At 75.1% G+C, this 14769-nt stretch carries 15 protein-coding genes; 7 read left to right on the plus strand and 8 right to left on the minus strand.

The annotated features are described in order from the left end of the window. Positions 1 to 35: 35 nt before the first annotated feature. Both C9F11_RS30920 and C9F11_RS30925 read right to left on the minus strand, forming a co-directional pair. Entirely contained in the window at positions 36 to 800 is a 765-nt protein-coding gene (locus C9F11_RS30920; protein WP_171076136.1) for a DUF4142 domain-containing protein, read from the minus strand. Positions 801 to 1029: 229 nt separating this feature from the next. Continuing rightward, entirely contained in the window at positions 1030 to 1749 is a 720-nt protein-coding gene (locus C9F11_RS30925) for a peptidyl-tRNA hydrolase (RefSeq protein WP_138962337.1), read from the minus strand. Between the two features lie 60 nt (positions 1750 to 1809). On the opposite strand from C9F11_RS30925, the gene C9F11_RS48860 reads away from it, so the two are divergent. Beyond that, the gene (locus C9F11_RS48860) at positions 1810 to 2700 is read left to right on the plus strand and encodes an ATP-binding cassette domain-containing protein (protein WP_249401942.1); all 891 of its coding nucleotides are present in this window, start codon (positions 1810 to 1812) and stop codon (positions 2698 to 2700) included. Further along, positions 2697 to 3368, plus strand: a complete 672-nt coding sequence (locus tag C9F11_RS48865; protein WP_249401943.1) for an ABC transporter — start codon at positions 2697 to 2699, stop codon at positions 3366 to 3368. Before C9F11_RS48860 ends, C9F11_RS48865 begins: the two co-directional genes overlap by 4 nt. 10 nt (positions 3369 to 3378) lie before the next feature. On the opposite strand, the gene C9F11_RS30935 is transcribed toward C9F11_RS48865, so the two are convergent. After that, a complete protein-coding gene (locus C9F11_RS30935) occupies positions 3379 to 4242 on the minus strand; it encodes a polysaccharide deacetylase family protein (RefSeq protein WP_138962338.1) in 864 nt (287 codons plus the stop codon). Positions 4243 to 4391: 149 nt separating this feature from the next. Here C9F11_RS30935 and C9F11_RS30940 point away from each other — a divergent pair, with 149 nt between their 5' ends. Further along, positions 4392 to 5546: a class I SAM-dependent methyltransferase gene (locus C9F11_RS30940; RefSeq protein WP_138962339.1), complete on the plus strand. Its 1155-nt coding sequence runs from the start codon at positions 4392 to 4394 to the stop codon at positions 5544 to 5546. A gap of 13 nt (positions 5547 to 5559) precedes the next feature. On the opposite strand, the gene C9F11_RS30945 is transcribed toward C9F11_RS30940, so the two are convergent. The 3 genes from C9F11_RS30945 to zapE all read right to left on the minus strand — a co-directional run bounded on the left by C9F11_RS30945 (position 5560) and on the right by zapE (position 9079). Then, positions 5560 to 6384, minus strand: a complete 825-nt coding sequence (locus C9F11_RS30945) for a PPK2 family polyphosphate kinase (RefSeq protein ID WP_249402242.1) — start codon at positions 6382 to 6384, stop codon at positions 5560 to 5562. Positions 6385 to 6546: 162 nt separating this feature from the next. After that, a complete protein-coding gene (locus C9F11_RS30950) occupies positions 6547 to 7929 on the minus strand; it encodes an alkaline phosphatase PhoX (protein WP_138962341.1) in 1383 nt (460 codons plus the stop codon). A 55-nt stretch (positions 7930 to 7984) separates the two neighbouring features. After that, on the minus strand, positions 7985 to 9079 hold the full coding sequence (gene zapE, locus C9F11_RS30955; protein WP_138962342.1) for a cell division protein ZapE: 1095 nt from the start codon (positions 9077 to 9079) through the stop codon (positions 7985 to 7987). Between the two features lie 47 nt (positions 9080 to 9126). Here zapE and C9F11_RS30960 point away from each other — a divergent pair, with 47 nt between their 5' ends. The 4 genes from C9F11_RS30960 (at position 9127) to msrB (ending at position 12454) form a co-directional block, all read left to right on the plus strand. Then, complete coding sequence (locus C9F11_RS30960; RefSeq protein ID WP_138962343.1) at positions 9127 to 9960, plus strand: pyrimidine reductase family protein; 834 nt, start codon at positions 9127 to 9129, stop codon at positions 9958 to 9960. A gap of 85 nt (positions 9961 to 10045) precedes the next feature. After that, complete coding sequence (locus tag C9F11_RS30965) at positions 10046 to 10519, plus strand: indole-3-glycerol phosphate synthase (RefSeq protein WP_138962344.1); 474 nt, start codon at positions 10046 to 10048, stop codon at positions 10517 to 10519. A gap of 85 nt (positions 10520 to 10604) precedes the next feature. Beyond that, a complete protein-coding gene (gene murC / locus C9F11_RS30970) occupies positions 10605 to 12002 on the plus strand; it encodes a UDP-N-acetylmuramate--L-alanine ligase (protein ID WP_138962345.1) in 1398 nt (465 codons plus the stop codon). Positions 12003 to 12046: 44 nt separating this feature from the next. Continuing rightward, complete coding sequence (gene msrB, locus C9F11_RS30975) at positions 12047 to 12454, plus strand: peptide-methionine (R)-S-oxide reductase MsrB (RefSeq protein ID WP_138967197.1); 408 nt, start codon at positions 12047 to 12049, stop codon at positions 12452 to 12454. A 27-nt stretch (positions 12455 to 12481) separates the two neighbouring features. Here the strand turns inward: msrB and C9F11_RS30980 are convergent, their stop codons facing one another. Together C9F11_RS30980 and C9F11_RS30985 are read right to left on the minus strand one after the other, a co-directional pair. Next, on the minus strand, positions 12482 to 13738 hold the full coding sequence (locus C9F11_RS30980) for a cytochrome P450 (protein ID WP_249402243.1): 1257 nt from the start codon (positions 13736 to 13738) through the stop codon (positions 12482 to 12484). Between the two features lie 119 nt (positions 13739 to 13857). After that, positions 13858 to 14691 (minus strand): alpha/beta hydrolase, encoded by an 834-nt coding sequence (locus C9F11_RS30985; protein WP_138962347.1) that lies wholly within the window; start codon positions 14689 to 14691, stop codon positions 13858 to 13860. Positions 14692 to 14769 lie beyond the last annotated feature (78 nt).

A 14769-nucleotide genomic window follows, 5' to 3' on the forward strand; every position in this document is an offset into this window, starting at 1 on the left:
GGGGTGCCCGAACCTTCTGATCAGCGGGTTCAGAGCTACATTTGAGGTTCGGGCCGGTCGGTGTTGACGGTGCCCGGGGCCCCGGGCGAGGGCCGTGAGGTGCCGGAGACGTCGCCGCTCGGACCGGCGGGGGCGGGCTCGGGGGGCGTGCCGCCGGGCGCCGGGGGACCGGTGGGGCTCGCGGTGGCGGTCGCGGCGTTGCCGCCCGCGATGGCGTCGAAGTCGACGAGGCCGGTGCCCTCCAGCATGGTGATGTGGTCCAGGACGGTCTGGTTGGCGTCCGAGGCGAGCTGGCGCACCAGCGAGTTGCGGGTGCTGTCCCGCACCTGGGCGATCAGGGCGAACACCTTGCCGTGCGCGACGCGCAGCAGGTTCGCGAACTTGCGCTGGTACGTCTCGCCGCTCGCCGCGGTCAACTCCTTGAGCCAGCCCTGCTGTTGCTCGTTGGGCTGGTTGGGCAGCTCCACGTTCAGCTGCGCGGCGACCCCGCGCACCCGCTGGTCGAGGTCGGTGTGCCCGACGATCAGATGGTCACCGGCCTCCTTGACGGCCTTGGTGGGCGCGCGCTCCACGGCCTGCTGCCCGGCCGGTATCTCCCACAGCCCGGCGAGCCGCACCCGTACGAGGAAGTCCCGGTCGGTGGCCGACAGCGGGCCCCAACGCGTGGGCACGCTCCCGGCGTTGAGGTTCGCCTCGCCCGTGCCGGAGCGGTCGGCGTACGACCACACGGGGAACGCGAGCGCCCCCACGGTGACGACGAGGGCCGCGATGATCAGGGCCGTGCCGTTGATGTGCCTGATGGGCATGGTGCGCCGCAAGGTGCCTCCCGGGCCGCAACGGAACTGCTGACCAAGCCACTTGGTGGTACGGGAAGGTACGGGAGGGGTGGGCGGGGTGTTCACCCCTGCCGCCCGGCTGTGACGGGAGTCACGCGCCGCGTCCGTCCTCCGTGCCAGGGGCCCGGCGGGGCCCGCCGCCCGGCCGGGCGTCCCGCGGCGCCGGGCGGCCGGGCCGGGCCCCGCGTGCCGGTCAGGCGCCGCGCAGCGCGGGGTGGTCGGCGACCACCGTGCAGGAGCCGGGGGCGATCTCCGTGTAGCCCGCGTCCCGCACCACCGGGAGGCCGTTGGTGGTCAACTCCCGCCAGCGGGACGGCGGCGCGGTCCGCACCGCCAGGGGGAAACCGGCGTCCCGCCACGCCGCCCGGTCCGCCGCCGTCAGGTCCCACCAGGCGAGCTGCGCGCCGTGGCCGGCCTGCGCCATGGCCTTGCCCGCCGACATCGTCACCTCGGGGTTCAGCCAGAGCACCGGCGTGCCCGGCTCCGGGTCCAGGGGCGGCTCCGGGTCGTCCAGGTCCGTGCCCGACACCTGGAGGCGGGCCAGGTCCTTGGGCCAGCCGTCCAGGGGGACCGGCGGATAGACGCGGACCTCCGCCGTCTTGCCCGCGACCGTGATGCCGTCCAGGGCCTCCGCGCGGCGCCACTCCGCGCCCCGCGCCCTGCGCACCACCTTGCGGATGCGGGCGTCCTGCCAGTCCCGCATCGCCTCGGCCCACGCGCCCTCGCCGAGGGACCGCTCGTCGCTGAGGATCGTCAGGACCGCGCGCGCCGCCGTCTCCAGGGCGTCCGTACGCGCCGGGGGAGCCGCCCGCTCGATGCGCGCCACCAGGGGCAGCACGAACTGCGGCGCCAGGTCGCGCTCGCCGGGCTCGGCACGGAAGGGACTGTCGGCCTGGGGTTCGTAAGCACTCACCGAACCAGTCTGCCAGGGACGCCCGAAAGGTCCCGGGGCCGGTGCGCGAGGATGGGGCGCATGGGACGCACGGGGGGCATCGGCAGTGGATCCACGGACTTCGCGGTACGACTGGACGGCGCGGGCCGCCGCTACGGCCTGCGCGGCCCCTGGGTGCTGCGCGGCGTGACCCTCGGCGTGCGCGCCGGGACCCTGACCCGCGTCCAGGGCGCGAACGGCACCGGCAAGTCCACGCTCCTGCGGCTCCTCGCTCGCGTCGACGCCCCGACCGAGGGCCGCGTCCACGGCCGCCCCCGCACCGCCTACGTCCCCGAACGCTTCCCGGCCGCCCTGCCGTTCACCGCGGCGGGCTACCTCACGCACATGGGCCGCGTGCACGGCCTGAGCGGCGCGGCGGCGGCCCGGCGCGCGCACGCGTGGCTGGAGCGCTTCGACGCCGCGGGCCACGCGGGCACCCCCCTGACCGAACTGTCCAAGGGCGGCAGCCAGAAGGTCGCCGTCGCCCAGGCCCTGCTCGCGGAGCCCGGCCTGCTCGTCCTCGACGAGGCGTGGACGGGCCTGGACGCCGCCGCCCGCGACGTCCTCGACCGCGCCGTCGCCGAGCACACGGCCGCCGGCGGCGCCGCCGTCTTCGTCGACCACGACCCGCGACGGCTCGCGGGGCTGCCCGACGAGACGTACGAGACGACCGGCACGGGCGTGCACCGCCGCGCGGAGCGGCCCGCGCCCGACCCGGCGGCCGCGGGCCCCGCCGTGGTCATCGAGGTCCGCGGCCCGCGCGGCGCACCGCTGCCGCCCGGCCTCCCGGGGGCGGCCGCGGCGGGCCCGGAGCCGGACGTCCGCCGCCTGGTGGTCGCTCAGCCGCAGTCGGACCTGGTCCTGCGCACCTTGCTCACGGCGAGCCCGCCCTGGCACGTCATCGGCGTACGGGCGGCGGAGGAACGGCGATGACGGCGGCCCTGCTGCGGTACCAGACGGCCCTGCTCCTTCGCTCCCAGCGCTGGCTCGCGCCGGTCGTCCTCTACGCGGTGTTCCTCGCCGTCGGCGTCCAGGGCGGGCAGCCCGTGCTCGACTCGCTCGCGTACGCGGCGGCGGCCCTGCTGCCCGTGACGGCCTGGCTGGCGCGGATCTGCGTCACCAACGAACCGCCCGCCGCGCGCGGTTGCACGGCCGCCGCCGCGGGACCCGGCCGCGCGCACCTCGCCGCGCTGCTCACCGCCTTCCTGGCGGCGAGCGTCCTCGGGGCGGCCGCCGCCGCGGCCGTCGCCGTCATCAGCGACGCGGCGAGCACCGACCACCACACAGCCGTGGCGCGCGGGCCCGCCGCCGCGGCGGGGCTCCTTGCGATGCTGGTCAGCGCGCTGCTCGGCACGGCCGTCGGCGCCCTCACCAGCAGGCCGCTGCTGCGCTCGCCGGGGCGGTCGGTGCCCGCGCTCCTGCTGGCCGCGCTCCTGGCCCTGGTGACCACGGGATCGCCGGCCAAGGCGGTCCTCACCGACCTCACGCGCGGTTCGCGCGACGGCACGGTGCCGCTGCCGGTGGGGGCGCTCGCCGCCGCCCTCGCGACAGCCGCGGCGGCGGTGGCCCTCGCCTGCGGGGCCTGCGCGCGCCGGGAGTGAGCCGGGCCGCTCAGCCGCCCCGGCTCCCGGCGCGGGCGGCCCCGATCTGCTCCGACACGCGGACCAGGCGGAAGCCGCGCGCGCGGAGCTCGGGGACGATGCGGTGGAGCGCGCGCTCCGTGGCCGGGGCCGCGCTGCGCGTGCAGTGCAGGACCACGACCGAGCCGGGGCGCACCTCCCGCAGGACCTGGCGCGCCACCGCGTCCGGGTCCGTCGCGAAGGCGTCGCCGCTCACCACGTCCCACTGCACCGCCGTGACCCCGGCCGGGGCCAGGGCGCGCAGCGCCGCGCGGTCGTAGCAGCCGCCGGGGAAGCGGAAGTACGGCACGGTCCGGGTGACGCCCGCCCGCCGGAAGGCGGCGAACGCGCGCTCCACGTCGGCGCGCACGCGGCCGCGGGGCAGCGTGGGCAGGCCGTAGCAGTCCGCCGTGAAGGCGTAGTGGCTGTAGGAGTGGTTGGCCACCTCGAAGAGCGGGTCCCGGCCGATGGACCGGGCCTGCGCCGGGTACTGCTCGGCCCAGCGGCCCGTCATGAAGAACGTCGCGGGGACCTTCAGGCGGCGCAGCGTCGCCACGAGCGCGGGGTTGTCGAACCGCTCGCCCCCGGTGGCGCGGGGCCCCTGGCCCGCGGTCATGTCGGCGTCGAAGGTGAGGGCCACGGCGGGCCGCGCGCGCTCGCCGGGCGCCCTGCTGAAGACCGGGGTCAGGCCTTGCGGGCCCGGGGCGAGGGTGGGCGGGGCCGTGCGGTGGGCGGGGGCGGCGGGCCGCTCGGGCCGGGGCGCGGATGCGGGGGTGCCGGGGGCGGTGCCACAGGCCGTGAGGGCGGCCGCGGCGAGGGTGAGGAGGGCGGTCCACTTCCGGGTACGAGTGATCACACGTAGGACGGTATCGGCATACAAGCGGTAAATCGGGTAAGTGCGAGGTGTCGTCGCGGGGCCCGTTTGGCCTGGTGGACACGGTGTGGCATCGTCCTGAGGGCGTCCATCGGCGCCCAGGGGACCCCCGAGGAGTTGACGAGGCACCGATGTCCGAGACGCCCGACATCAGCTGGACCGAGCCCGCCGGACCCGAGCCCGGGGCCGTCCGCGGCGCCCGCTGGCACTCCGAGAGCGGCGCGGCCGCCCCCAAAAGGGTGATCGTCGCGGACGACCGGATGAAGGCCGACAAGGCCTACCGCCTCGTCTGCGAGGGCACCGCGCTGCTGTGGCGCGGTGACTACCAGGGCGCGCGCCAGCTCCTGAAGGCGCTGGGACGGCGCCTGGACCGGCTCGCCCCGAAGCCGGGGTCGACCCCCGCGGAGACGTTCCACCGCCACCGCCAGTCCCGGGGCCACCGCGCCCGCGTGCTCGGCATGCTCCTCGTCGTCCTGGAGGAGGACCACGCGCTCGACCTGCGCCGCGCCCCCGACGTGCGCCAGGCCTGCGCGGAGGCCTACGGACCGGCCCAGGGGCGCACGGTCGTCTCGCTGCGCGAGCTGCTCGGTGTGATCGGCGCCCACGAGTGGCGCAAGAAGGGCGTGGAGATCCCGGCCGTCGGCGGCCGCATCCACCCCCACTACGGAGTGTTCTCGCCGGTCCGCGGCGAGTACGTCGACCTGGTGGCCACGGCCCCGCTGCCCGCCCCCGCCCTCCTCGCGACCGGCACCGCCCTCGACCTCGGCACCGGCACCGGCGTGCTGGCCGCCGTCCTCGCCCGCCGCGGCGTCGGCCGGGTCGTCGCCACCGACAGCAGCCCCCGCGCCCTCGCCTGCGCCCGCGACAACGTGGAGCGGCTCGGCCTCACCGGCCGCGTCGAGGTCGTCGACGGCGACGCGCTGTACCCGCCAGAGCGCGCCGCGCTCGTCGTGTGCAATCCGCCCTGGCTCCCCGCCCGCCCCACCTCCGCCGTGGAACAGGGGGTGTACGACCCGGACAGCGCCATGCTGAAGGCGTTCCTCGCCGGGCTCGCCGCGCACCTGGAGCCCGCGGGCGAGGGCTGGCTGATCATCTCCGACCTGGCCGAGCACCTCGGCCTGCGCGGCCGCCAGGAGCTCCTGGACGCCTTCGCCGCGGCCGGGCTCCGCGTCGTCGACCGGCACGACGCCAGGCCCCGGCACCCGCGCGCCTCGGACCCGGGCGACCCGCTGCACACGGCCCGCGCCGCCGAGGTCACCTCGCTGTGGCGGCTCGCCCCCGCCTAGGGCCCGCGCCCGGTCAGCCCTGGGCCAGCAGCTGCCCGCGGCACTCCGCCACGTCGAAGTCCGCCTTCGGGTACCGCGGGTCGAGCGTCTCCAGGTGCTCCAGGAGCAGCGTGCTGATCGCCCAGTTGCGGTACCACTTGCGGTCGGCGGGGATCAGGTACCAGGGGGCCGACGGCGTCGAGCAGCGCTCCAGGGCCAGCTCGTACGCCTCCTGGTACGCGGGCCACAGCGCGCGCTCGGCGATGTCGCCGGGGTTGAACTTCCAGTGCTTCTCGGGGTTGTCGAGCCGCTCCAGGAGGCGGCCGCGCTGCTCCTCGTAGGAGATGTGCAGGAAGCACTTCACGACCGTCACGCCGTCGTCGGCGAGGGACTGCTCGAAGCGGTTGATCTGTCCGTAGCGGCGGCCGAGGACGCTGCGCGGCACCAGCTCGCGGACGCGGGCGATGAGGACGTCCTCGTAGTGCGAGCGGTCGAAGATGCCGATCTCGCCGGGGAGCGGCAGCGCCTGGGCGATCCGCCACAGGAACGGGTGGTTCAGCTCCTCGGGCGTCGGCGCCTTGAACGCCTTGATGCGGCAGCCGGACGGGTTGAACAGGCCGATGACGTGCTTGACGGTGCCGCCCTTGCCGCTGGTGTCCATCCCCTGGAGGACCAGCAGGAGGCGGCGCCGGTCCCCTTGCGTGCTGGCCGCGTACAGGCGCTCCTGGAGGTCCGCGAGCCGTTCACCCAGACGGGCGGTCGCGAGCAGCCCGTCCGCCTTGCCGGAGGGGCCTCCGGGCGTGGCCCGCGCGTCGTAGGAGGAGAGGTCGACCCGGTCGCCCTCGGGGATCCGCAGCAGGTCCGAGAGCCGGGGCGCGGCCTCCGGCCTGCCGGGCCCGTCGGCCTTCGCCGGTTTCTTCGGCTTCGTCGGCTTCCTGGACTTCGCCACCACGCACCCCTTCCGCTTCCTCCCCCGATCCTGCGCCGGGGGAGGAAGCGGCGCTAGTCGTGCGGATCGGAGCTACTCGTGCCAGGGGCCCGTCACCGCGAACGTCGTCCCGGGCGTGTAGCAGTTCACGTACATCGTGCGGTGGTCGGGGGAGAAGGTGACGCCCGCGAACTCGCCCCAGGCGGGGTCTTGGGGAGTGCCGATGTTTTTGGCGTTGCGGGCCATCGCGTACACGCGGCCGCCGCGCGTGACGCCGTACACGTGCTGCGCCCCGTCGCCGTCCTCGCACACCATCAGGCCGCCGCTGGGGGTCAGACAGATGTTGTCGGGGGACTCGCCGGGCAGCTGGATGTCGGTGTCCGGGCCGAAGACGATCACGAGGGTGAGGCAGCGGCGCGCCGGGTCGTAACGCCAGACCTGGCCGTAGTGGTCGCCCGCCGAGCCCTCCGTTCTGCGCGCGTAGCTGGAGACGAAGTAGACGCAGCGGCCGCCCCAGTAGCAGCCCTCCAGCTTCTGGGCGTGCGTGATGCCCTTCGGGCCGAAGTCCTGGTCGCGGATGGGCGTGGAGACCGCGAGCGGGTCGGGTACGTCGACCCACTCGACCCCGCGGAAGGACGCGCCGGTCTCCTGGACCGCCGACAGGTCGGGCAGGCCGGGCACGCGCATCGCCTGGAGGCGGCCGCCCGCGCGCAGCGAGCCCCTGCCGCCCTCGGGCCGGTCCGGCAGGAAGCGGTAGAACAGGCCGAACGGCTTCTGGAAGGCGTCCTCGGTCTCGTACACCACACCGCGCCACGGGTCGACCGCGATCGCCTCGTGCTGGAAGCGGCCCATGGCCGTCAGCGGGACGGCCCCGGTGCGGCGCGGGTCGACGGGGTCGACCTCGAAGATGAAGCCGTGGTCCTTGGTGTAGCCGTTCGTCCCGGCCTTGTCCTCGGTCTCCTCGCAGGTCAGCCAGGTGCCCCAGGGGGTCGGGCCGCCCGCGCAGTTGACGGCGGTGCCCGCGATGGCGACGCGCTCGCCGAGCACGTCGTTGTCGCGGTCGAGGGCGAGCGCCGTACAGCCGCCCTTGGCGGCCGGGTCGTAGGTCAGGCCCTTGACGACCGGGACGCCGATCTTCGCGCCGACGCGGTTCTCGTGGTTGCGCACCAGGTGGACGCCGCCGCGCCGGCCGCGGAAGGCGGCCATGCCGTCGTGGTTGCTCGGCACCCTGCCCTCGCCGGAGCGCAGCGGGTCGCCCTCGCGGGACAGGACCTGGTAGCGGAAGCCCTCGGGCAGGTCGAGGAGTCCGGCCGGGTCGGGCACGAGCGGGCCGTAGCCCGCCCGGCCCTGGGCGGCCGCGGTGGCCGTGCCCGCGAACAGCTCGGAGAGGGCGCCGCTGAAGGCGATGGACGCCCCCAAGGCACCGGTGCGGGCGAGTACTTGACGTCTGGTCGCGCTGGGTCGTGCTGCGGACATGGGGCAACCTCCTGCTGGCGGACAGGACATGACCCGATTGTGTGTACCACGCGTCTCAGGCGTTCACGAGCCCCTTGGCGTCGCGCGCCAGCGCCGTCAGCCGCGAAATCGCCCGGAAGTACTTCTTTCGGTAGCCGCCGTTGAGCATGTCCTCGCCGAACAGCCGGTCGAAGGGGACACCGGAGGCGAGCACCGGCACCTCCCGGTCGTAGAGCCGGTCGGCGAGCACCACGAGGCGCAGCGCCGTCGACTGGTCGGGCACCGGCGTGACGTCGGTGAGGCAGACCGCGGTGAGGCCGTCGGTGAGGGCGCCGTACCGGCTCGGGTGGACGCGCGCCAGATGGTCGAGCAGATGCGGGAAGTCGTCCAGGCTCGCGCCCCCGGTCGCGTACGCGGCCTTGGTGACCTCCTCGTCCGAGTACGGCGCCGGGGCCTCGGGCAGGCCGCGGTGGCGGTAGTCCTCGCCGTCGATGCGCAGCGCCTTGAAGTGCGCCGACAGGCCCTGGATCTCGCGCAGGAAGTCGGCGGCGGCGAACCGGCCCTCGCCGAGCTTGCCCGGCAGCGTGTTGGAGGTCGCGGCGAGCGCGACGCCCGCCTCGACGAGCTTGCCGAGCAGCGTGGACACCAGGACCGTGTCGCCCGGGTCGTCCAGCTCGAACTCGTCGATGCACAGCAGCCGGTGGCCGCTGAGGGTCTTGACCGTCTGCTGGAAGCCGAGCGCCCCGACCAGGTTCGTCAGCTCCACGAACGTGCCGAACGCCTTCAGCGACGGCTCGGCCGGGGCGGCGTGCCACAGGGAGGCGAGCAGATGGGTCTTGCCGACGCCGTAGCCACCGTCCAGATAGACCCCGCGCGGACCGGAGGGCGCGGCCTGCTTGGCCCGCCCGAACCAGCGCCGCTTGCCCGAGCCGCTCGCGTGGGCCCCGCCGAGCCCGGCCGCGAAGGCGCTCAGGACCCCGACGGCCTCGGTCTGGCTCGGCTGGTTCGGGTCCGGGATGTACGTGGCGAAGCGGACCGAGTCGAAGCGCGGCGGCGGCACCATCTCGGCGACGAGGCGGTCCGCGGGCACGTGCGGCTCGCGGGCGCACAGGGAGAGGGGGCCCGCTTCGGGTATGGGGCTCCGCCCGGAGGCGGCGGTGGAGGCTGACACGTCTATCCACTCTAGGCCCGGCCCGGGACCGTGGAAGACTGCCGGGCATGCGACGCCTGTTCCCTGTGACCGATCAGACATCCGAAAGCGCCGGAACGCCGGCTTCTGTGGTCGATCGCGAGTGGACCCTCGACGAGCTGGCCGAGGCCTACGCCTACCCGGACCGGGAGGGCCCCTGGCTGCGCGCCAACATGGTCTCCACCCTCGACGGCGCGGCCCAGCACGACGGCCGCTCCCAGCCCATCTCCGGCGCCACCGACATGCGGATCTTCGGCGCCCTGCGGGGCCTCGCGGACGCCGTCGTGGTCGGTGCGGAAACGGTACGCCAGGAGGGTTACCGGCCGGCCCGCGCGCGGGAGGCCTTCGCCGCGCGCCGCGCCGCCGCCGGGCAGCCGCCCGCGCCCGCCGTCGTCGTGCTCAGCGCGAGCCTGGAGCTCGACTTCACCCTGCCGCTGTTCACCGCGCCGCTGACGCCGACGCTCCTGGTGACCGGCGCCGCGGCGCCCGCGGACCGGGTGGAGGCCGCGCGCAAGGCCGGGGCGGAGGTCGTGCTCGCCGGTGAGGGGGCCGGGGCGGAGCCCGCGCGGGTGGTCGCGGAGCTGGCCGAACGCGGGTTCGAGCACCTGCTCACCGAGGGCGGGCCCCGGCTGCTCGGGCAGTTCGTGGCGGCGGGCGTGCTCGACGAGCTGTGTCTGACGGTGTCCCCGATGCTCACCGCGGGCGGGGCGCAGCGGATCGCGGGCGGGCCCGGGGTGCCGGTGCCGGAGCGGTTCGTACTGGCGTCCGTACTGGAAGAGGCCGGGTTCCTCTTCACCCGATACCGTCGGTCCTGGGAATCAGCGGAATCCCCCGTTCCGTTTGCCGTCGGCGGGGCACACTAAAGTGCGCAGCCCCCGTCCAGGCACGGGGCAGGATGGTTTCCGCAGGGGCCTTGTCCACGGCCCACGGAGGAGAAGGGCGCCTGTCGTGTTCACAAGCGTATTGATGATCGAGAAGGCCCTGACGTCCGCCGACGTGGAGTTCGTCACCACCTTGCACGGCGAGGAGCCGGTCACCTTCCACGTCCTCCTGCAGCCGCGCGGGGACCAGGCGGACCGCCTGCTCCGGGCGATCGACGACGTGGCGCTCGGCGAGCTCGACGAGGCGGTGCGCGAGGGGGACGTACCGGAGGGCGACGCGGCCGTCGGCCCCGCCGAGCAGGCCCTCCAGGTCTCCCTCACCGCCCTGCGGGCCGCGGGCAGCGCGGCCGAGGGCAAGCTCATCGAGGACCACCCGCTGGACGCGCTGCGCGAGCTCGTGGACGCGGCCGGGGCGGACGAGGTCATCGTGCTCACCGACCCCCACTACGTGGAGGAGTTCTTCCACCGCGACTGGGCGTCCCGGGCGCGCCACAAGGTCGGGGTGCCGGTCCTGAAGCTCTTCTCGCACAGCGAGAAGTAGCGGGCGCGGGAGCGACCGGTGGGGTTCCGGCCGGGCGGATAGGGTGGAGACGCTCATGTCACCGTCACACCTCTCGGGAGAGAAGATGGCACCCGGCCTCCCCTCCGCCATGCCCCGACCGCACTTCATCGGCATCGGCGGCGCCGGAATGTCGGGCATCGCCAAGATCCTCGCCCAGCGCGGCGCCCGGGTCGCGGGCAGCGACGCCCGGGACTCCGCGACCGCCGCCGCCCTGCGCGAGCTCGGCGCGACGGTGCACATCGGGCACGCCGCGGAGCACCTGGCGGACGACGCCAGCTGCGTCGTCGTCTCCTCGGCGATCCGCGCCGACAACCCGGAGCTGGCCCGCGCCGCGGAGCTCGGCATCCCGGTCGTGCACCGCTCCGACGCGCTCGCCGCGCTGATGGACGGCCTGCGTCCGCTCGCCGTCGCGGGCACGCACGGCAAGACCACGACCACGTCCATGCTCGCCGTGAGCCTGTCCGCGCTCGGCCTGCACCCCTCGTACGCCATCGGCGGCGACCTCGACGCCCCGGGCTCCAACGCCGACCACGGCACCGGCGAGATCTTCGTCGCCGAGGCCGACGAAAGCGACCGCAGCTTCCACAAGTACGCGCCCGAGGTCGCCATCGTCCTCAACGTGGAGCTGGACCACCACGCCAACTACGCCTCCATGGACGAGATCTACGAGTCCTTCGAGACGTTCGCGGACAAGATCGTCCCCGGTGGCACGCTGGTCGTCGCCGCCGACCACGAGGGCGCTCGCGAGCTGACCCGGCGGCTCGCCAAGCGCGGCACCGACCTGCGGATCGTCACCTACGGCGAGTCCGCCGACGCCGACGTGCGGATCACGGACGTGACCCCCCAGGGCCTCAAGAGCGAGGTCACCGTCGTCCTCGACGGCACCGAGCTGCGCTTCGCCGTGTCGGTGCCCGGCCGCCACTACGCGCACAACGCGGTCGCCGCGCTCGCCGCGGGCGTCGCCCTCGGCGTCCCCGCCGCCGAGCTGGCCCCCGCCCTCGCCGCCTACACCGGCGTCAAGCGCCGCCTCCAGCTCAAGGGCGAGGCCCGCGGCGTCCAGGTCGTCGACAGCTACGCGCACCACCCGACGGAGATGACCGCCGACCTGGAGGCGATGCGCGGCGCCGCGGCGGACGCCCGCCTCCTCGTCCTCTTCCAGCCGCACCTGTTCTCCCGCACCCAGGAGCTGGGCCGCGAGATGGGCGCGGCCCTGGCGCTCGCCGACGCCTCCGTCGTGCTCGACATCTACCCCGCGCGCGAGGACCCGGTCCCCGGCGTGACCAGCGCCCTCATCATCGACGCCGCCACCGCCGCGGGCGCCGACGTACGGGCCGCCCGGGACAAGGAGAGCGCCCCGGAGCTGATCGCGGGAATGGCACGCCCCGGCGACCTCGTTCTCACCATGGGAGCGGGCGACGTCACCGACCTCGGCCCGCGGATCCTGGACCACCTGGCCCGCTAGGACCACCGCGTACACCGCGTACTTCACTTAAGGGGATGCGTTCCATGTCGTACGACGTCGAGAAGCCCGACGAGCAGTGGCGTGCGGAGCTGACCCCCGCGGAGTACGCCGTCCTGCGCCAGGCGGGCACCGAGCCCGCCTTCCGGGGCGAGTACACGGACACGAAGACCAAGGGCGTCTACTCCTGCCGGGCCTGCGGCGCGGAGCTGTTCACGTCCGGCGAGAAGTTCGAGTCGCACTGCGGCTGGCCGAGCTTCTTCGACCCCAAGGACAGCGACGCCGTGGAGCTCCTGTCGGACACCTCGCACGGCATGGTCCGCACGGAGGTCCGCTGCGCCCGCTGCGGCTCCCACCTCGGCCACGTCTTCGAGGGCGAGGGCTACCCGACCCCGACGGACCAGCGCTACTGCATCAACTCCATCTCGCTGCGGCTGACGCCGGACGAGGGCTGACCGGCCGGGACGGCCCACGGCGTCCCGTCAGGCGGTGAGGGTCAGCCGCAGCGACTTGAGGCCGTTGATGAAGTGCGAGACCAGGCGGGCGGGCGGCTCGGCCAGCCCCACGGCCGTCGTGGCGGTGAGCAACTCCTCGTACAGGACGGTCAGTTGCAGACGGGCGAAGTGCGCCCCCAGACAGACGTGCGGGCCGTCGCCGAACGCCACGTGCGGGTTCGGTGACCGCGTCAGGTCGAGCCGGTCGGGGTCGGCGAAGGCGCGCTCGTCGCGGTGGGCCGCGGCGTGGAAGACGACCACCTTGTCGCCGCGCCGGATCCGCTGCCCGGCCAGCTCGGTGTCGCGCGCGGCGGTGCGCCGGAAGCTCAGCACCGGCGGGTGCCAGCGCAGCAGCTCCTCCACCGCCCCGGCGAGCGGGGCCTCGCCCGAGCGCAGGCGGCGCTGCTCGCCCGGGTGCTCGGCGAGCGCGAGCAGACCGCCGGGCGCGGCCGCGCGCACGGTGTCGTTGCCCGCGACCGTGAGCAGGAAGAAGCACATCTCCAGCTCGGGCGCGGTCACCTCGGGCGTGGTGGCCAGCGTGGTGAGCACGTCGTCGCCCGGGTGGCGCCGCTTGTGCGCCGCGAGCTCGCCCGCGTACGCGAACATGTCGCGCAGCATCGCCGGGGAGCGCGGGTTCACCGGCCGCCCGTCGGCGCCGACGACCGGCTCGCCCGCCTCGTCCGGGTCCTGGTAGCCGATGACGCGGTGCGTCCAGTCCAGGAGCAGGCCCCGGTCGGAGGGCGGCACGCCGAGCAGGTCCGCGAGGTTGAGGACCGCGTAGTCGTCGGTGACCGCCGCGACCACGTCGCAGCCGCCGTCCCCGGCGCGGGCCTCGGCGACGGCCCCCGCGAGGAGCGTGCGCGCCCGCCGCCTGGCCAGGGCCTCGAACCGCGCCACGCGGCGCGGTGTGAAGGCCCGGCTGACCAGGCGGCGCAGCCTGCCGTGGTCAGTGGTGTCTCCCCCGTTCGAGCGGGGCCGGGAGCTCGGGGAAGGATCCTGATTGAGCATCATGCGGCGGATGAACGGCAGGTCGTCCGGGTCCGGGTCGCGGATCTGGGTGGCGCCCAGACACGAGGAGTACACCGCCGCGTCCTTGAGCACCGCCGTCACGTCCGCGTGCCGCGTCACCGCCCAGAACCCGGGCCCCGCGGGCCAGCCGAGCACCGGCGGCTCGCCCTGCCAGGCCACCGGGTGGTGGTCGCGCAGCACGCGATAGCGGTCGTAGGGCACGGCTCGCGCGTACAGCCGCGGGTCGAAGACGTCCGGGGCGCCGCCGGGCCCGGGGCCCGCGGGGGCGGGGCCTTCCGGGGGCGCGTCCGCCGACGGGCGGGGCTCGCGGGGGCGGGGGTGCCCGGGAGCGGTGGTCACTCGCTGTCGGCCCCGGTGCCGCTCGCGTCCGCCGCGGCCGTGCCGTCCGTCTCCGCCGTCGCGTCGTCCGCCCGGAGGAAGTCCTCCACCACGCGGATCAGGTCCAGGGGCGACTCGTCCATGGCGTTGTGCCCGGTGCCCGGCAGCTCCACGAGTTCGGCGCGGGGGAAGGCGGGCAGCCAGGTCCGGCGCATGACGTCCGCCGACAGGGCCGGGTCGAGGGCGCCGACCACGGCGAGCGCGGGCACCGGTGAACCCGTCACGCGGTCCTGGAAGTCGTTGTCCGCCCAGGAGTCGAGCCAGGCGCGGAACGCCTTCGCGTCGCTGCGGGCGAAGGACCGGTCCACCATGCGGCGCAGCCACGCGGCCGGGCGCCCGCCGCCGGTGGTGAAGTCGACGATGGCCCGGCGGCTGTCGGCCGCGTGCCCGGCCGACTCGAACAGCTCCCGCTGCTCCGGCGGCATCGCGACGCCCGACGCGGGCACCGGGGAGATCCCGACGATCCGGCGCACCCGGTCCGGCGCGTCGGCCAGGACGTGCTGCGCCACACCGCCGCCCATCGAGTGCCCGACCACCGAGAACCGCGCCCAGCCGAGGTGGTCCGCGAGGGCCACCACGTCGGCGGCGGCCTCGGCCGTGGTGAACGCCCCGGGCACGTCCCGTGCCTCGCCGTAGCCGCGCAGGTCCACCACGGCGAACTCGAAGGCGCCCGTGTCCAGATCGGCGAGGACCGGCGCGTACGCCGACCGGTCGGCGAGCCAGCCGTGGACGGCGATCACTTTGTGCGGGCCTTCGCCCACCAGGTCATGAGGGAGCGTGAAGGAGGTCACGACCGCCACGATGGCCGCGAATCCCCAGCCGCGCAAGGGTGCGGCGGCCCGCCGGGACCGGCGTCCGGGGCCCCGGAG

The sequence above is a fragment of the Streptomyces sp. YIM 121038 genome (assembly GCF_006088715.1).
Classification (GTDB): Bacteria; Actinomycetota; Actinomycetes; order Streptomycetales; family Streptomycetaceae; genus Streptomyces.